The sequence below is a fragment of the Psychroserpens damuponensis genome, assembly GCF_000826655.1.
Lineage (GTDB): Bacteria > Bacteroidota > Bacteroidia > Flavobacteriales > Flavobacteriaceae > Psychroserpens > Psychroserpens damuponensis.
In genome coordinates this window covers 1-18,693 of the sequence record NZ_JXJO01000016.1, presented here as the reverse complement: position 1 = coordinate 18,693, position 18,693 = coordinate 1, and the positions used below count along the sequence as shown (strand labels likewise).

Sequence of the window (18,693 nt, the reverse complement as noted above, 5' to 3'; positions counted from 1 at the left end):
TAACTAAATAACGGGTTTATAAGACTTTATAAGTTCTAAAACAGAATGCTCTGTAGGTGTTAAATGAGCAGTAATAATTGGAGCGGTATCTATGGTTGTGAATACATCATGTAACTTATTTTTTTGATAAGTGTCTATAACAATTGGATGCACATAGTACTTTTTACATACATTTCTAGTATTACCTAATGCTTTAGCTGTTGCATTAAGCGCAGCATTAATATTTGTTTTTATTTGTTCTTCGGAAAGTGGCTTCTTAAAATCCATAAGTGATTCAAAACATATGACACTAGCAGACCAAGTTCTAAAGTCTTTTGCGGTAAATGACTTTCCTGTTATAGATTTTAAATAGTCATTCACCATCGTACTATCTACACTTTGCTTTTCACCAAATTCATCGTAAAACTGAAACAATTCCCAACCTGGTAATTCTTCACAATTACTAACTAATTTAATGAGTTTTTTGTTTTTAAGCGTAATACTATGTTTCTTCCCTTTTTTCCCAACAAATTCAAATTTTAATTGGTTTTTAAACAAGTGAACATGTTTATTTCTAAGCGTTGTTAACCCATAAGTTTTATTCTTTTTCGCATAATAATCATTACCTATTCTAATATGGGTTTCTTCCATTAGTTTAATCACTAATGCTAATACTTTTGTTCTCGTCCATGTGGTTTGAATGATATCTTTCTCTACTTGATTCCGAATTTTTGGCAAACACGATCCAAACTCAGCCATTCTAAAAAATTTGGTTTGATTTTTTACTTTGTTCCAAATAGGATGGTATCGATACTGTTTTCTATTTTTTGCATCTCTACCAGTGGCTTGCAAATGACCGTTAGGTAAAATTGAAATCTTTACTTGTTGCCATGCAGGAGGAATGACCAAAGCATTAATTCTTTCTAAATGTGTAGGATTTAATATGGGATTACCATGATGGTGATAAGAAAATTCATTTTCCTTTTTTTTGCGAAGAATAGTTAATTGGCGACTATTTACATAAACCAAATCCAGATTCTCAATGGCAGATTCTGGATTTGTTTCTATTTTTTTAAGTAATGAAGCAGTTAGTTTTTTCTCTGCCATGATGTACTATCTATGAGAATTCATGTATGTATTATAGGCTGTAGCTAAACTTATTTTTTGACTATCGCTAAGCACTTTACCAGATTGTTGAAAAAACTTATGCTCTTCATCTTCTAAATGGTGCTCCACTTTATGCTTTAAATCTTTTGCTGTTTTTAACCAAGCCGATGAGTCATAATCTGTCTCTTCTAACTTTTCAATAAGCTCATCAATTTCGTGATGTTCTGCAATGCCATGCCTAGCTTTGTCTTGCATCACATCTGAATCTATCAATGGTTTATAGTAATGACGCTCTTCAGCATCTGCATGAACTTGAAGTTCTGTTTTTAACGATTTAAATAGCTCATCACGCTTTTTAGTATCTCCAGAAGTTTTTACTAGTTTATCTAGTAAATTTCTTTGAATGTCGTGATCTTCTCTAATAGCTTCAAATATGTTCATAATATAAAATTTAAAAAATTAATGTTTTTAACAAAACCTCAGTAATAACTTATTACTGAGGTTTATCTAACCAATCAACTTATCATTAAATAATCAATCTAAATGATATACCTTAAAATTAATGCTTTAATACGTTGATAGAGTGCTATATCTATTAATATATTAACGCAATAAAAAACTCAGTAATTAGACGAAATACTGAATTATACCATATCAAATTGTTTACTATACCTTAAAACATAGGTAAACTGGTTATAATTATTCATCGTTATATTTAAGCATGTGCTGTTTTGCATATTCCTTTAACTATATACCATAAAATCGCTATTGGACAACAAATTTTAACATTTAAGGATTTTTTAAGAATTATATTTGAGTTTTGCTCGTATATTAAGTAAAAGCATATTAAATTATATAAAACCATGATAGAAATTGAAATATTAGCAACGAGCTCTAAAGACACTTTACACCTCATACAAGATATATTGGGAGGCCGTATTAAAGAGACGTCTAACGAATTCAATCTTATAATTGACAATGAGAAAGCAAAAGGAGTCATTAAGCATATTCAATTTGATTGGGGAGTTAATCTTCTAGATTTTGATATTACGTTTTCTCAAGATGTTATCTTAAAAATTGAGGCGAGTGAGTTTAATCCTATTCGTTTTGTTTACAATTACAACGGTGATTTTAAACATCGATTTGGTATTAACAACGACGAAAAATTAGTAGAGCAGTTTCATTCACTAATTTTCACCAATAAGACTGGTGGTTATAATCATGTTCATTTTCCGAAGGATAAAAAATTAGAAATTAATAGTGTTCAAATTGTTAGAAAAAATTTCTTAAAAAAGAGGACCACAAATGTATCTTCATTAAATAATAGGTTGCATGAGGTATTTGTTGACACAGATCATGATCATCGTTTTTCTCATTATGGTGCTCTCAACTTAAGAATGTCTGATTATATTAAAAAGCTTAAAAAAATTAAGTCGAAAGGTATGGTACGTATTCTTAAAATAGAATCTATTATCTATGATATGTTATCATTACATATTGAACAGCACAATAAATTTCAAAGAGGTGTTCAATTGCCAACATCATTATCTAAAACTGAATTAAAATTGGTGAGAAAATTGGGTAATAAAATTATAAAAGATCCTTCTTTTAATTATTCATTAGAAGAATTATCTACAGAGTCTGGTTTATCGCAAGCTAAATTACAAGACGGTTTTAAATTTTTATACAATAGAACCGTTACAGAATATGTGAGACACATAAGGCTAGAATCGTCACGAGAGCTGATGAGAAATGCAGACTTAAATGTATCTCAAGTGGTTTATAGCATTGGGTTTACAAGTAGAAGTTACTTTTCTAAAATATTTAAAGAAAAATATAATGTAACTCCTAATGAATATAGAAAAAATGCGCTTAACAATTTAATTGTTGAAGAATCGGCTGCTTAAGCAAATTATGATTTAAGCATGTTACAATGATATAAAAAAAGCACAGATTTAATAATCTGTGCTTTTTTGTTTTAAAATTTTTAATGTCGATATTATCTAATCACCTTTTTTAACAACATAAACCAACCATATTTAGATACATATTTAAATACTGTTTGCATCCAATGGTATGGAGCTAGATCATCTTTTATCTCACCTTTTACACCTTTAAGTTCTTCAAAAGCTATTTGCCTTTCTAAACTTAATCGTTTAAGGTCATATTCTATGTCTTCAAATGTTTTATAATGTTTCATAATTACTCGTCAAAAAATTTATTAGATACAGACTGAATGATTTTGGTGTTAATTTTTCCTTTCAAAAAGTATAATATAAATGAAAGTACTAAATACACTAAACCAACTATCAAGTAACCAAGTGGTAAACTTTCTAGCTCCTCTCCTATCGCCATTGCTCCTGCAATTGACATAAATATTAGGGCAAAAGCTACAAGTCCGCCAATAATTGCAAATTTTACTATAAAACTTAAGGTTAATGTTAATTGTTGAAACACTTTAAGTTTAAAGTATGTCTTAGAGGTTTTATAATACCTCTCTGCAGTATCAGTTGCCTTATCGGTTGTTTCGTTTAAAGATTCAAAAACAGTCATCTATTATGAGGTTTTTTGCAATTTTTTGTTTTTTGCCTTTAATTCAGCTAATTTTTTCTCTAAAGTCGAAATCACATCATCGGCCTTATGGCTTGCATCAGTAACTATGCTATCTACTTTTTCGTCTAGAGTTTGCTTTTGCTCAGTAACTGTTGTAGTTACTCGATCTCTCAAGTCTGAAGCTCCTGCAGCAACTCTATCTTTTAAATCGACAGCACTATTTGCTAATCTATCTTTTTGTAACTGAGCTTCATCGGCAATTTTTTGCCTTGTGTTGACACCTTTATCTGGTGCAAATAAAATTCCTAAGGTTGCTCCAATTGCTGTTCCTGCTAATATTCCTAATATTGTATTACTATCTTTTCCCATTGTTTTAAAATTTAATTAATTAATGTTTACACCAAATTTAATATATAACACTCTGGTTAGTTGACGCTATACCTATAAATATTGACGTAAATAAAAATTGTATAAAAGCTAATACTTTACGCTTTTGAGTTAAACTGAAATGAGCTAACACAGTAATTTAACAAATAAAAAAAATGGCTACAATCGAAACCAAAAATCCGTATACCAATAAAAGTATCAAACAATATAAAATGTTTTCTAAAAGTGAAGTTCACACAAGTTTAGAAACAGCTGACAGAGCTTTTCAGGAATGGAAATTAGTGAGCATAAAAGACAGAACAAAACTACTTGATAATGTTGCAGAAATCCTATATCAAAACATAGACACATATAGTCAACTTATCACAGATGAAATGGGAAAGCCAATTTCAGAAAGTAAAGCAGAAATAGAAAAATGTATTTTACTTTGCGATTTTTACAGAAAAAATGCCGAAGACCTATTATCAGATGAACTTATAGATACTGAAGCTCATGAGAGTTTCATAAGTTATGATCCATTAGGTGTAATTCTAGCAATTATGCCATGGAATTATCCATTTTGGCAAGTCATGAGGTTTGCAATACCAACTCTTACATCTGGTAACACCGCACTCCTAAAACATGCCTCTAATGTCACAGGATGTTCATTAATTATTCAAGATATTTTTGAAAAGGCTAATTACCCAAAGGGTTGTTTTCAAACACTTCTAGTATCACACGATCAAATAGAAACCATAATTGAAAATGACGTTGTTAAAGCTATTTCTTTAACCGGAAGCGAAACAGCAGGTAGAAAAATTGCAGAAATAGCTGGTAAAAACTTAAAGAAAACGGTATTAGAATTGGGAGGAAATAACGCTTGTATTGTTCTAGAAGACGCCAACTTAGATAAATATTTAGACACTATGGTTAAAGCTAGAATGCAAAATACAGGTCAAAGTTGCATTGCGGCAAAACGATTTATCGTTGTGGAATCAATTTATGAACAGTTTTTAAATGAATTCACAGCCAAAGTTGAGGCATTAACCATTGGAGACCCTTCTAAAAAAGACACTACCATAGGAGTATTGGCTAGAAAGGACCTCGCAGATACTTTAGAAGAGCAAGTAAATAAGTCTATTAAAAAAGGAGCTCATGTTCACTTCGGAAATTTAAAAGATCAAACGTATTATCAACCTACAATACTAACAAACGTCACTCCAGGAATGCCTGTATTTGATGAGGAAACCTTTGGACCTGTAGCATCAATAATTAAAGTTAAAAACAAAGACGAAGCTTATAAAATGGCTTCTAATTCTAAATTAGGACTGGGATCCATGATTTTCACTAAAGATATTGAAGATGCCAAACAACATATTTCTTTAATAGAGGATGGTTCATTCTTTATCAATGAACTGGTAAAATCAGATCCTAGACTTCCATTTGGAGGTACTAAAGCCTCAGGTTATGGAAGAGAATTGTCCAGAGAAGGAATTTTAGAATTTGTAAATAAAAAAACTATATATATTAATAAATAAACACTATAAACTATGAAATTTGTAAAAGACGAAGACGAAAAAAGAAGAGATTATATATTACAAAAAGATGAAACTACTAAAAAGACATCCACGTTTGTAATAGTAGTTCTAATACTCCTTGTAATTGCTGTAGCAATATCTGGATTCTATTTCATAAACAATTAATTTTCAATGCATAGAAATAGATTTCTCATACTTTTTTTGTAAATTTAAAGTAATTCACTTTTTAAAATCAACTCGTTATGAAAGTATCTGTTGTATCATTATTCATTTTAGTTTTGATTTTTTCTTGTAAACAAAGCGCTACAAATGAAATTAAAGAAACTCCAATAATTATTTCCAATACCGAAGCCATTAATCCGTTAGAAGGCGCTTGGGAGCTTGTTGGCTACTATAATTATATGGATAATAAAGTCATAGATTCCTTTAGTACAACTCAAGGATATAGACAAATAAAAATGTACACACACAATAAAGTGATGTGGAGTAAAGATGTACCTTCAGACTCAACAGAATGGTTTGGTTATGGAGCATATACCGTTAAAGATGCTGAACTCATTGAAATTCTCGAATACGGATCAGAGATGATGAGCAAAATTATTGAAGAGAAAAAAGAGTTTAAGCATGAACTCATTATTAATGGAGATACTTTTAGTCAAATAGAAATTGACGAAGAAGGAAATAGAATTTATGCTGAAAACTACAAAAGGATAGACTAAAAAAAAAGCCTAACTTAAAAAAGTCAGGCTTAAAGTCGGGGTGGCAGGATTCGAACCTGCGGCCTCCACGTCCCAAACGTGGCGCGATAACCGGGCTACGCTACACCCCGAAATTGGTTATATTTTTTTTTAAAAAAAATTTGCGGAGAGACAGGGATTCGAACCCTGGGTACCTATTTCTAGGTACGACGATTTAGCAAACCGCTCCTTTCGGCCACTCAGGCACCTCTCCGTTAATTATATGAACTTAGCATTTTATCTCAAATGCGGATGCAAATGTAAGTTTTCATTATCAACAACACAACTATTTTTTTGTTTTTTTCTTTGAAAATTTATTCTGGGTATTCAATTCTCAAGTGAAATATGTTTGCAAGCTTGGCTTTCAATACTTTCTTAATAGATTGAATCTCTTTAAAGGTAATGTTTGCATTCAAAAATTGACCATCTTCCATTTGCTTATCTATAATAGATTCTACAAATGTATCAATCTTTGTAGAGGTTGGTTCTTTTAAGCTCTTAGATGCAGCCTCTACACTATCACACATCATTAATATAGCTGTTTCTTTACTATAAGGTTGTGGTCCTGGATATCTAAAATAATCCTGATCAGTTGCTTCATTAATATCCTTTTCTTTCCTATAAAAATAATATACTAAACTGGTGCCGTGATGTGTTCTTATAAAATCAATAACACGATCAGGCAGGTTATTTTTTTTAGCAATTTCAATCCCATCAAGAACATGATCAATTATAATTTTGGTGCTCTCACGTGGTGATAATTCATCATGAGGATTTAGACCTGTCGCTTGGTTTTCAGTAAAATATGTAGGGTTTTTCATTTTACCTATATCATGATACAGTGCACCTACTCTAATCAACATAGCGTTAGCTCCTATTTCATTTGCTGAGGCTTCAGCTAAATTAGCCACGTTTAAAGAGTGATGAAATGTTCCTGGCGCCTTATTAGATAATTCTTTTAAAAGCCTTGTATTTGTATCTGAAAGCTCTAATAATGATACATCAGAGACTAAACCAAACAACTTTTCGTAAATATAAATTAAAGGCTGTACGAACAAGGTAGCAAGTCCACATAATACAAATAAACCAAATGTTGAAGGGTCTAGACTTGAAATATTTCCTTCTTGTATTACAAAGAATGCAAAATAAGCAATAATGTATATGAGTGTTATTTGCCCTACCGAAATAAATAAATTGGCACGTTTGTACAATTCTGAAACCGTTAATATAGTGACGATACCTGCTATAATTTGAAGAAACATATACTCATAACTATTAGGAACTATAAAGCCTAATAGCAATACGGTAAGCACATGCGCAAACAATCCTAGTCTCGCATCAAAAAATGCTTTTAACACTAAAGGAAGAATGCATAATGGAACAACGTAAACGTACTTTGAATTATAATTGATTACCAAAGTCGTCAATAAAATCATTAATAAGATATTGAAAAAGATAAAGGTAACTTTAGTATTATCTATAAATACTTCCATTCTATATTTCCGAAGAAATAATAAAAGCATCAATAATGCCAATGCTACAAGTAGAGAGTATGCTAAAATGATTAAATTATAATTTGAATCATTCCAAACTTGAGATTCATATTCTGTTTCAAGTGATTTGAGAACATCATATTTATTACCTTCAACTATTTCTCCTTTAGATATTATTAATGTTCCTTTTTCAATACTCCCTCTAACACTCGAAATGGATTCTAATTTCTCTTCTAAAGCATTTCGCGTTAAGGATGAATTTAGTTTTAAATTTGGTTTAATAACATCAAAAAAAACAGATACAAATGTCGCCTCAAATTGAGATAATCCATTAATATCTAACTCATTTTCTACAATGCTCCTAAACGCATCAAGCTTTGTAAGATTAGAAAACTGAGTCTCCCCATCTTGGGTTTGTTTATGAACCAAAATGATGTTTTTATTTTCAGAATATTCATAATCTTCATCTAAAACTCCATATTCATAAATTGTATTTATAACAGATTCACCTACACCAAATAATTTACTATTATTGGTAATTACACTATCAGTAAATGAGGTTTTAAACTTTTCTGAATAAGACTCTAATACACTATTTTTTATAGATTTGTCTATATCAAAATAGATAGGACTACGATTTGATGCTTCAATTTTTTCTTGATTGATTTCCTTTGCAGATTTTTTAATTGCAAAGTCAAAAGGCGCAAGAAGACTTTCTGATTGCCAAGGTTTTCCTTTATCAAAATCATATCTAAATTTTCCGCTCTTCGGAAATAAATAAACTATCAAAAAAGTCGTACTTAAAAATAAAAGCACTTTATACAAAAGTGCATGATTACGATACCATTTATTTATTAAATCATTCATTTAAAAAAAATTTAAGCACTCAAATTAAATCAAAAATGCTTTTTAAACTGATAGCTTAGGCTTTCAAAAGTAAGAAAATATAATAGAATTGATGTTATTATAACTAAGCTCCTATTTAATTAAAAAATGATTAATTTTGCAATAAGAAAATAAAACAAAAAAAAAAATGAGTAGAAAGGTCGTTATCGTATCAACTGCAAGAACTCCAATTGGAAGTTTTTTAGGAGCATTATCAACAATTCCTGCACCAAGACTTGGAGCAATAGCTATAAAAGGAGCATTAGATAAAATCAATTTGAAACCAGAATTGGTTGAAGAAGTATTGATGGGAAATGTTGTGCAAGCTGGAACTGGTCAAGCGCCTGCTAGACAAGCAGCCATTTATGCTGGTATACCTGATACCGTTCCGTGCACAACGATTAATAAAGTTTGCGCATCTGGAATGAAAGCTGTTATGCAAGCTGCTCAATCTATTGCACTAGGTGATACAGATATAGTTGTTGCTGGAGGAATGGAAAACATGAGTTTAATACCTCATTACTTCCACGCTAGATCTGCTACAAAATTTGGACCTGCATCTTTAATAGATGGGATGCAAAAAGATGGATTGGTAGATGCTTACGATGAAAATGCAATGGGTGTTTGTGCAGATGCATGTGCTACAGAATATGAATTTTCTAGAGAAGACCAAGATAATTATGCTATTCAATCTTATAAAAGATCTGCAGCGGCTTGGGAAGCTGGCAAGTTTGACGATGAAGTTGTACCTGTCGAAGTACCTCAACGTCGTGGTGAGCCAATTACCGTTTCTAAAGATGAAGAATTTAGTAATGTAAAAATGGAAAAAATACCAGCTTTACGACCTGCATTTACTAAAGAGGGTACTGTAACTGCTGCAAACGCATCTACAATTAATGATGGAGCTGGTGCAATGGTTTTAATGAGTTTAGAAAAAGCTAATGAATTAGGTCTAACCCCTTTAGCTACAATTAAAAGTTATGCAGATGCTGCACAAGAGCCAGAATGGTTTACTACGTCTCCTGCTAAAGCGTTACCAAAAGCTATTGATAAAGCTGGAATATCGTTAGATGATGTTGATTATTTTGAATTTAATGAAGCATTTTCTGTAGTTGGTTTAGCTAACATGAAAATATTAGGCTTAAATGATAGTAATGTCAATGTAAACGGTGGAGCTGTTTCATTAGGACATCCTTTAGGTTGTTCTGGAGTAAGAATTATTATTACCCTATTAAGTGTTTTACAACAAAACGAAGCCAAAATTGGAGCAGCTGCTATTTGTAATGGTGGTGGTGGAGCTTCTGCTATTGTAATTGAACGCAACTAAAATACAGTAATGCAATACGGAATTTGTAATCTAAGCATTGTCCCTCTTAGAATTGAACCTAGTGATCCAACAGAGCTTGTTTCACAAGTTCTGTATGGAGAAATCTTTAAGGTTCTAGAGCAGCGCAAATCTTGGAGTAAAATTAGGTTAGCATTTGATAAGTATGAAGGGTGGATAGATAACAAACAATATTTAGAAATTACTGAAGAAAATTACAAGAACATTACTAGTGAGAATCATAGGTTATCATTAGATCTCATAGAATACGTTCAGGATGATAATAATAATTTATATACAATTCCTTTAGGATCTTCTTTAAATGGATTAGACATTTTAAACCATACATTTGATGGACACTCTATCAATAGTAAAAATGACAAATCTAACCTTATTAAAACCGCATTTAACTATCTTAATGCACCATACCTTTGGGGAGGAAAAACCCCTTTTGGAATAGATTGTTCTGGTTTTACCCAAATGGTGTATAAATTAAATGGGTATCATATTTTGAGAGACGCATCTCAACAAGCTACCCAAGGACAAGCATTAAGTTTTATTGAAGAAAGTGAACCAGGAGATTTAGCTTTTTTTGATAATCAAGATGGTCAAATTGTTCATGTTGGTATCATTATGGAAGACAACTATATTATTCATGCACATGGTAAAGTTAGAATTGACAGAATTGACCACTCAGGCATTTACAATGTAGACAAGCGAATACACACGCACAAATTAAGAGTTATAAAAAAAATAATATAAATAAAAAAAAAAGCGATTAGAATTTCTAATCGCTTTTTTTTATCAATAATCTTTTTAGTTTCCAGCTTCTAATGTTTCAAGTTTAGCTTTCATCTCTTTATACTTATCTGTTTGCCCACTACCTCTATAAATATTCATCAAGGTTTGAACAGCTTGAATATCTTTAGGTTTTAGCTTTAAAGTTGTTTCTAAATACGGAATTGCCGATTCAAAGATCTCAGTTCTCTTTGCTCTTAACTCATCATAACGCTTATTATCAGCACTTGAATTACCTAGAGAATTCATTTCTTCTACAATTGCACCTTCATCTGCTAAAATTAGAACTGCCATATTATTGTAAGCATCAGCATACGAAGGATCTAAAGCAATTGCTTTCTCATAATACTTCATTGCAGCCTCTTTTTCTCCTGCTTCTGCTGCAATAACACCTAAATTATATTGTAATTCAGCGTTATCTGGATCTTTAACTGTCGCTTCTTCCATAAGTTCTTTAAAACGATCTTTGTTACCCATTTTTAATTGAACGTTAGCTTCAGAAATTAATAATCCTAAATCATCAGGATTTTGTTCTCTAGCTAATTTCATGGCCTCAATAGCTTTTTCGTTATCACCATTACTTAAATGAATTAGTGCTATGTTTTTTACAATTTCGGCCGACTTAGATTCTGTTTTGTTTTCTTTAGGAGCTGTATGTGTACCTGCTCTTACAGATAAATCTCTTAATGATTTATTACTGAAAGTTTCTACTTCACCAGACTCTTTATTTACAGCATTATACTCTGTACCTATACCTGTAAATTTTAAATCTCTAAGTTCCTCATAATACTTTAATGACGTATTATAATCCTGACCCGTTACTGCAGTTGAAGCTGCATAATATAAATATAATGTATCTTTTGGAGACATACGGTATGCCTTTTCAAAACCAGAAGATGACGTTGGATAATCTTTGCTTTGCAATGCTGCATTAGCTTTAGTTAAAAAATTATTAAGCATTTGAGACTTAAGATCTTTAATAGTTGAACCATACTTTCCTTTAGAAGAACCTTCAACTTCTTGCACCATATCAAAGCTCTCAATTGCTTTATCAATATCTGAGTTTGACCCAGTACCATTAGCATATAATGCCTGCCCTTTGAGGAAATAATATTTAGCTTTTAATTTGTCATCTGCATTAGCTATTAGTGACTCTGCAGAATTAATTGCTGATTTAGCATCTGCAAAATTACCTGATTTGATTGCCTTTTCTGCTGTTTTAAGTTCGCTCTTTTGTGAAAAAGTAAGTGTACTTACTAACATTGCAAGTGCAACTATAAACTGTTTTTTCATTATTAGTTATTTTAATTGTTAATGTATTTATTCTTCTTCGTTAGAATCAAGAGTTGTGCCATTTTCGTTAATATTTTCAATATCAACACCTTCAACTTCTTCTTCATCTTCTTTCATTACTTTAGCTACTGCTGCGATAGAATCATTTCCTTTTAGATTAATAAGCTTCACACCTTGTGTTGCTCTACCCATAACCCTCAAGTCTGCTACGGCCATTCTAATAGCTATTCCTGATTTATTTATAATCATTAAATCATCTTCATCTGTTACTGTTTTTATGGCAACTAAATGTCCTGTTTTCTCTGTAACAGAAATCGTTTTTACTCCTTTTCCTCCACGATTAGTGATTCTATAAATAGCTTCTCCATCTTCTGGATCATCTATATAGCTTCGTTTTCCGTAGCCATTTTCAGAAACAACTAAAACAGATTCTTCTTGTGAGTTTTCAATAGCAACCATACCGATTACTTCATCGCTATCATTATTTAAGCGTATACCTCTTACTCCAGAAGCATTTCTTCCCATTGGTCTCGTTTTTTCTTCTTCAAATCTAATGGCTTTACCAGATTTTAGAGCTAACATAACTTGACTGTTTCCTGTGGTAAGTTTCGCTTCTAGTAACTCATCATCTTCCTTAATAGTAATAGCATTAATACCATTGGTACGAGGTCTAGAATATTGTTCTAAAGCTGTTTTCTTAACTTGACCTTTTTTAGTAGCCATGATCACATAATGACTATTGATATATTCTTCATCCTTTAAATCTTGAGTACAGATAAAAGCCATGACTTTGTCATCCTGCTCAATATTTATTAAATTTTGAATTGCTCTACCTTTTGAAGTTTTACTTCCTTCTGGTATTTCATAAACACGCATCCAGAAACATTTTCCTTTTTGTGTAAAGAACAACATATATTGATGGTTTGTACCTACAAATAAATGTTCTAAGAAATCTTCATTACGAGTGGTTGATGCTTTTTGTCCAACACCTCCTCTATTTTGTGTTTTGTATTCAGTAAGTGATGTTCTCTTAATGTATCCTGCATGAGAAATAGTAATAACGACCTGCTCATCAGGAATCATATCCTCAATACTTAAATCTCCACCTGCATATTCAATTAAAGAGCGACGATCATCACCGTATTTATCTTTAATAACTAAAAGTTCTTCTTTAATAATGTCGTAACGACGTTCTCTTTTATCAAGAATATCTTTTAAATCTTCGATGGTTTTCATTAATTCATCATACTCATTACGCAATTTATCTTGTTCTAATCCCGTAAGTTGACGTAATCGCATTTCTACGATTGCTTTGGCCTGTATTTCTGAAAGTTCAAAACGTTCAATCAATTTAGCTCTTGCTTCCTCTGCATTTGAAGATGCACGAATAAGTGCTATAACTTCATCTATATTATCTGAAGCTATAATTAAGCCTTCTAAAATGTGTGCTCTTTCTTCCGCTTTGCGTAATTCGTATTTTGTACGTCTTACTACAACTTCATGTCTATGCTCAACAAAGTAATGAATCATTTCTTTTAGATTCAATAATTGTGGTCGTCCATTAACCAAAGCAATATTATTTACACTAAAAGAAGATTGTAATGCTGTATACTTATACAACATATTTAATACGATGTTAGGGATTGAGTCTCGTTTTAACACATAAACGATACGCATTCCGTTTCTATCAGATTCATCTCTAATGAGAGAAATACCATCTATTTTTTTATCATTTATTAAATCGGCAGTTTTTTTAATCATGTCTGCCTTATTAACTTGATAAGGAATTTCAGTAACTACAATACTTTCTCTTCCTTGTACTTCTTCTATTCTTGCATTTCCTCGTATGACAATTCGTCCACGTCCAGTTTTAAAAGCTTCACGTACACCATCATAACCATAAATTGTTCCTCCAGTTGGAAAATCTGGAGCTTTTATATGCTGAATTAATTCATCGATCTCAATATCGTTATTTTCAACGTATGCTATTGTACCATCTATAACTTCAGATAAGTTATGTGGAGGCATATTGGTTGCCATACCTACTGCAATACCTGATGCTCCATTAACTAATAACCCAGGAATTCTAGTTGGAAGTACTGTAGGCTCTTGTAAAGTATCATCAAAATTCAACTTATGATCCACAGTTTCTTTATCTATATCTGCTAACATTTCTTCAGATATCTTCTTCATTCTAGCCTCAGTATAACGCATTGCTGCAGGACTATCTCCATCAATAGAACCAAAGTTTCCTTGTCCATCAACTAGCATATATCGTAAACTCCACTCTTGAGCCATACGAACCATAGCGTCATAGACAGATGTATCACCATGCGGATGGTACTTACCTAATACTTCACCAACAATTCTCGCCGATTTTTTATGAGCAGTATTTGATCTAACACCAAGTTCATGCATTCCATATAGTACGCGTCTGTGAACGGGTTTTAATCCATCTCTCACATCAGGTAAAGCACGTGACACAATGACCGACATTGAATAATCAATGTAGGCAGATTTCATTTCATCCTCAATGTTGATAGGGATCAATTTCTCTCCTTCTTCCATATATTATATAAATTAGATTTTTGTAGGTTTTCAAATCAGGCTAAGATAACGATTTCCATAGTGTTTAAGCGTCTTTTTGATGCAAAATTTAGAACTATTTATTAACAAATTTCTTGTGTGTTTTTAATAAGTCTTTTGTTAAAAGCTTTGAATTTGTAAACTTTTTTCACTCTATTAGTAGCAGTCCTTTATTTAAGGTATAGTTTTTGCCTTTTTATAGGTAGATTTTATTATTTTTAATGCAGAAAGAGATTTATATGGATGATAATTTTTCCCCAAGAGTTAAAGATGTAATTGCGTATAGCAAGGAAGAAGCCCTGCGATTAGGTCACGATTTTATTGGCACTGAACATTTAATGTTAGGCCTGCTTCGTGATGGTAATGGTAAGGCTATAGATATTTTAAATGCACTGGATGTAGACCTCAACCACTTAAGACGAAAGGTTGAGATATTAAGTCCTGCAAACCCAAATACCACTATATCCTCAAACGAAAAAAAGAACTTACACCTCACTCGACAAGCCGAACGCGCTTTAAAAACTACTTTTTTAGAAGCTAAGTTATTTCAAAGTACATCAATCAATACTGCACATTTATTATTGTGTGTTTTAAGAAATGAAAACGATCCAACTACAAAACTTCTAAATAAGTTAAAGATTGATTACGATAATGTAAAAGAACAATTTAAATTTATGATTACAAACGATGACGATTATTTAGATATTCCAAAAAGTGAATCATTTTCTGATGATGAACCAAATCAAGAAGATGAAGCAAAAGAAAATCCTTTTGGACAATCCACAGGTAAATCAACTAAGAAATCTAAGACACCTGTTTTAGATAACTTCGGAAGAGACCTTACTGTTATGGCAGAAGAGGGTAAACTGGATCCAGTTGTAGGACGAGAAAAAGAAATTCAACGTGTTTCACAAATATTAAGTCGTCGTAAAAAGAATAATCCCCTATTAATTGGAGAACCTGGCGTAGGTAAATCTGCAATTGCAGAAGGTTTAGCGCTTAGAATTGTAAAACGTAAAGTCTCCAGAATACTTTTTAATAAACGTGTTGTCACTTTAGATCTTGCCAGTTTAGTGGCAGGTACGAAATATCGCGGACAGTTTGAAGAACGTATGAAAGCGGTCATGAATGAACTTGAAAAGAACGATGACATTATTCTTTTTATTGATGAAATTCACACTATTGTTGGAGCAGGTGGCGCAACAGGTAGTTTAGACGCTTCAAACATGTTTAAACCAGCATTAGCTAGAGGAGAAATTCAATGTATTGGAGCAACAACTTTAGATGAGTACAGACAATACATCGAAAAAGATGGCGCCTTAGAACGTCGTTTTCAAAAAGTAATTGTTGAGCCAACTACCGTAGAAGAAACCATAGAAATTTTAAATAATATTAAAGGTAAATACGAAGAACATCATAATGTTGATTATACAGATGCTGCAATTGAAGCCTGCGTTAAATTAACCAATAGATATATGACTGAACGTTTTTTACCAGACAAAGCTATTGATGCTTTAGACGAAGCAGGTTCTCGTGTTCATATTACCAATATTGATGTACCTAAACAAATTCTTGAATTAGAACAAAAATTAGAAGAAGTCAAGGAAACCAAAAACACTGTTGTTAAAAAGCAAAAATACGAAGAGGCTGCTAAGTTGAGAGATGACGAAAAACGTCTCGAAAAAGAACTAGCGATAGCTCAAGAAAAGTGGGAAGAAGAAACCAAACAGAATAGAGAAATTGTTTCTGAAGATAATGTTGCAGATGTCGTTTCTATGATGACAGGTATACCTGTGAATAGAATCGCTCAAACCGAAAGTAACAAACTAGCCCAATTACCAGAATTAATTAAAGGTAAAGTTATAGGTCAAGATGAAGCTGTTGCCAAAGTCGTTAAAGCTATACAGCGTAATCGCGCTGGACTTAAAGACCCTAACAAGCCTATCGGGTCATTTATCTTTTTGGGTCAAACTGGAGTTGGTAAAACGCAATTAGCTAAGGTGTTAGCTCGTGAGTTATTTGATAGTGAAGAAGCTCTGGTTAGAATTGACATGAGTGAATACATGGAAAAATTTGCAATTTCTAGATTAATTGGCGCACCTCCAGGTTATGTAGGCTATGAAGAAGGTGGACAATTAACAGAAAAAGTACGTCGCAAACCATACGCTGTCATCTTATTAGATGAAATTGAAAAAGCACATCCTGATGTTTTTAACATGCTATTACAAGTTTTAGATGATGGTTATTTAACCGATAGTCTTGGACGCAAAATTGATTTTAGAAATACAATCATCATAATGACATCAAACATTGGTGCCAGAAAACTTAAAGATTTTGGACAAGGTGTGGGGTTTGGCACTTCTGCTCGATCTGCTCAAGCTAGTGATAATACAAAAAGTATTATAGAAAATGCACTTAAAAAAGCATTTGCTCCAGAGTTTTTAAATAGAATTGATGACGTCATGGTTTTTAATGCGCTAGAAAGAGAAGATATTAATAAAATCATTGATATTGAATTAACACACCTTATGACTAGAATTAAAGGTTTAGGTTATCATCTTAAATTAACTAAAAAAGCAAAAGATTATATAGCCGAAAAAGGATTTGATAAAGATTATGGTGCAAGACCTTTAAAAAGAGCAATTCAAAAATATATTGAAGACGCGCTTGCCGAAGAAATCATTAACTCTCAGCTGCAAGAAGGTGACACAATTCACATGGATTTAGATAGCAAATCAAATGAATTGACTATTAAAATTGTTAAATCTGAAACCAAAACAGAATCTTAAAATATTAAAGATAAAATCAAAAAGCCTCTTAATATTAAGAGGCTTTTTTTTGTTCCAAATTTTTTATTGCTTAACTTTAAAGACATGACTAATAAAATCACACTTGATTTTTGTGAAATTCATATTTATGAATACTACATGATAGTTACCATGAATACAGGAATCACTGTAACTGCGCATCACAATAACTCTCTAAAAGAAATTGCTAATATCCATTTCAAAAACAGACCATTTGTTTACATTACCCATAGAATAAATTCGTACTCTGTAGACCCTGCAGTATATAAAGAAACTTCGAAAATCAATAATCTAATTGGGATTTGTGTGGTTTCAAATAGTTACATAGCTAAGAGCACTGCACAAATAGAGAAGTTATTTTTAAACAACAAACCTTTTGAAATATTTAGTGATTTAGACAAAGCCATAGAGTGGGCAAATTCAGTAACTAAATAAATAATTTTCTTCCTTCGGAAATTTTAATCATGCCATTGTATTGCTTATGGGTTTCTATGTTTTATTCGGAAATGTTGCCTATACTCAACCTATTTCTTAAAAAAGACTAATTTTTTATGCGTCACATTTCCGTAGAAAAACTTGGGCACAAAAAAAAGGCAGCTATAAATAGCTGCCTTTAATTTACACCCTTAGAGAATTTTCTCTAATTATTTATCAATGCTTATTTACCAGAAGAAACAATCTTCTTAGTGACTTTACCTTGACTTGTAGTTAACGTTACATAGAACATTTGACTTGAGTATCTAGATAAATCAAACGTTGATACATCTTTAGAGCCTGCAACATAGTTCTTGTTAGTTGTGCTAAAGACTTGTAAACCTTTAGTATCATATAACTCGATTGTTACATCTGTATCAAATTCAAATGAGTAAGCAATGTTTACTTCATTATCAAATGGTACTGGGTAAGCAGTGAAATCGATTTTTACGTCTTCAATAGGAACCTCAGATTCTCTAAAACTCGATACACAATTTAAACTTAATTCATAAGCCCCTACACTAATTTCACTAAAACCTGTAATAAACACTTGGTACTCAACACCAGATTCAGCGTAAAAGTTAAGCTCTGATGAAAATCCTGAACATCCAGTTCCATCATCGTTTTGGGCTACAAAAGTTGCTCCAGAATCTGTAAATACTACAATTCTTGAATCATAATTAGTCATATCACAAGTACTTAAGATAGACATATCACTACCAGACCCTATGAAAGTATACCAGTTTCCTGTTC

General features: G+C 31.9%; 16 protein-coding genes and 2 tRNA genes. 7 read left to right on the top strand and 11 right to left on the bottom strand.

The annotated features are described in order from the left end of the window. Nucleotides 1-3: 3 nt before the first annotated feature. Both TD29_RS06940 and TD29_RS06935 read right to left on the bottom strand, forming a co-directional pair. Nucleotides 4-1,086 carry a DNA topoisomerase IB gene (locus tag TD29_RS06940; RefSeq protein WP_040279772.1) on the bottom strand — a complete coding sequence of 361 codons (1,083 nt, stop codon included), beginning with the start codon at nucleotides 1,084-1,086 and terminating at the stop codon, nucleotides 4-6. Nucleotides 1,087-1,092: 6 nt separating this feature from the next. Next, a complete protein-coding gene (locus tag TD29_RS06935) occupies nucleotides 1,093-1,527 on the bottom strand; it encodes a hemerythrin domain-containing protein (protein WP_040279771.1) in 435 nt (144 codons plus the stop codon). 422 nt (nucleotides 1,528-1,949) lie between these two features. On the opposite strand from TD29_RS06935, the gene TD29_RS06930 reads away from it, so the two are divergent. Continuing rightward, a complete protein-coding gene (locus TD29_RS06930; RefSeq protein WP_040279770.1) occupies nucleotides 1,950-2,993 on the top strand; it encodes a helix-turn-helix transcriptional regulator in 1,044 nt (347 codons plus the stop codon). A gap of 92 nt (nucleotides 2,994-3,085) precedes the next feature. Here the strand turns inward: TD29_RS06930 and TD29_RS06925 are convergent, their stop codons facing one another. From TD29_RS06925 to TD29_RS06915, 3 genes are read right to left on the bottom strand one after another with little or no spacing between them, the layout of a single operon-like run. Beyond that, nucleotides 3,086-3,286, bottom strand: coding sequence for a hypothetical protein (locus TD29_RS06925; RefSeq protein ID WP_040279769.1), 201 nt, complete (start codon nucleotides 3,284-3,286; stop codon nucleotides 3,086-3,088). 2 nt (nucleotides 3,287-3,288) lie between these two features. After that, on the bottom strand, nucleotides 3,289-3,639 hold the full coding sequence (locus tag TD29_RS06920) for a phage holin family protein (RefSeq protein ID WP_040279768.1): 351 nt from the start codon (nucleotides 3,637-3,639) through the stop codon (nucleotides 3,289-3,291). Between the two features lie 3 nt (nucleotides 3,640-3,642). Then, nucleotides 3,643-4,008 carry a YtxH domain-containing protein gene (locus TD29_RS06915; protein WP_040279767.1) on the bottom strand — a complete coding sequence of 122 codons (366 nt, stop codon included), beginning with the start codon at nucleotides 4,006-4,008 and terminating at the stop codon, nucleotides 3,643-3,645. 173 nt (nucleotides 4,009-4,181) lie between these two features. On the opposite strand from TD29_RS06915, the gene TD29_RS06910 reads away from it, so the two are divergent. Beyond that, nucleotides 4,182-5,543 (top strand): NAD-dependent succinate-semialdehyde dehydrogenase, encoded by a 1,362-nt coding sequence (locus tag TD29_RS06910; protein WP_040279766.1) that lies wholly within the window; start codon nucleotides 4,182-4,184, stop codon nucleotides 5,541-5,543. 242 nt (nucleotides 5,544-5,785) lie between these two features. Then, complete coding sequence (locus TD29_RS06905) at nucleotides 5,786-6,262, top strand: hypothetical protein (RefSeq protein WP_040279765.1); 477 nt, start codon at nucleotides 5,786-5,788, stop codon at nucleotides 6,260-6,262. A 35-nt stretch (nucleotides 6,263-6,297) separates the two neighbouring features. Here the strand turns inward: TD29_RS06905 and TD29_RS06900 are convergent. The 3 genes from TD29_RS06900 to TD29_RS06890 form a co-directional block, all read right to left on the bottom strand. Then, nucleotides 6,298-6,372 (bottom strand) — tRNA-Pro (locus TD29_RS06900). A gap of 33 nt (nucleotides 6,373-6,405) precedes the next feature. Further along, nucleotides 6,406-6,494: transfer RNA gene (locus tag TD29_RS06895), tRNA-Ser, on the bottom strand. Between the two features lie 100 nt (nucleotides 6,495-6,594). Then, nucleotides 6,595-8,640 (bottom strand): HD family phosphohydrolase, encoded by a 2,046-nt coding sequence (locus TD29_RS06890; protein WP_040279764.1) that lies wholly within the window; start codon nucleotides 8,638-8,640, stop codon nucleotides 6,595-6,597. A 166-nt stretch (nucleotides 8,641-8,806) separates the two neighbouring features. Between TD29_RS06890 and TD29_RS06885 the strand changes: the two genes are divergently transcribed. Together TD29_RS06885 and TD29_RS06880 are read left to right on the top strand one after the other, a co-directional pair. Next, nucleotides 8,807-9,985: an acetyl-CoA C-acyltransferase gene (locus TD29_RS06885; protein WP_040279763.1), complete on the top strand. Its 1,179-nt coding sequence runs from the start codon at nucleotides 8,807-8,809 to the stop codon at nucleotides 9,983-9,985. A 9-nt stretch (nucleotides 9,986-9,994) separates the two neighbouring features. Next, nucleotides 9,995-10,744 carry a C40 family peptidase gene (locus tag TD29_RS06880; protein WP_040279762.1) on the top strand — a complete coding sequence of 250 codons (750 nt, stop codon included), beginning with the start codon at nucleotides 9,995-9,997 and terminating at the stop codon, nucleotides 10,742-10,744. A gap of 54 nt (nucleotides 10,745-10,798) precedes the next feature. Here the strand turns inward: TD29_RS06880 and TD29_RS06875 are convergent, their stop codons facing one another. Further along, nucleotides 10,799-12,073 (bottom strand): tetratricopeptide repeat protein, encoded by a 1,275-nt coding sequence (locus tag TD29_RS06875; RefSeq protein ID WP_040279761.1) that lies wholly within the window; start codon nucleotides 12,071-12,073, stop codon nucleotides 10,799-10,801. Between the two features lie 27 nt (nucleotides 12,074-12,100). Continuing rightward, a complete protein-coding gene (gene gyrA, locus TD29_RS06870; RefSeq protein WP_040279760.1) occupies nucleotides 12,101-14,641 on the bottom strand; it encodes a DNA gyrase subunit A in 2,541 nt (846 codons plus the stop codon). A 257-nt stretch (nucleotides 14,642-14,898) separates the two neighbouring features. Between gyrA and TD29_RS06865 the strand changes: the two genes are divergently transcribed. Next, the gene (locus tag TD29_RS06865) at nucleotides 14,899-17,448 is read left to right on the top strand and encodes an ATP-dependent Clp protease ATP-binding subunit (protein WP_040279759.1); all 2,550 of its coding nucleotides are present in this window, start codon (nucleotides 14,899-14,901) and stop codon (nucleotides 17,446-17,448) included. A gap of 84 nt (nucleotides 17,449-17,532) precedes the next feature. Beyond that, nucleotides 17,533-17,901 (top strand): hypothetical protein, encoded by a 369-nt coding sequence (locus tag TD29_RS06860; RefSeq protein WP_040279758.1) that lies wholly within the window; start codon nucleotides 17,533-17,535, stop codon nucleotides 17,899-17,901. A 223-nt stretch (nucleotides 17,902-18,124) separates the two neighbouring features. Here the strand turns inward: TD29_RS06860 and TD29_RS06855 are convergent. After that, nucleotides 18,125-18,693 (bottom strand): T9SS type A sorting domain-containing protein (locus TD29_RS06855; RefSeq protein WP_040279757.1); only part of this gene is annotated, 569 nt, incomplete at its 5' end.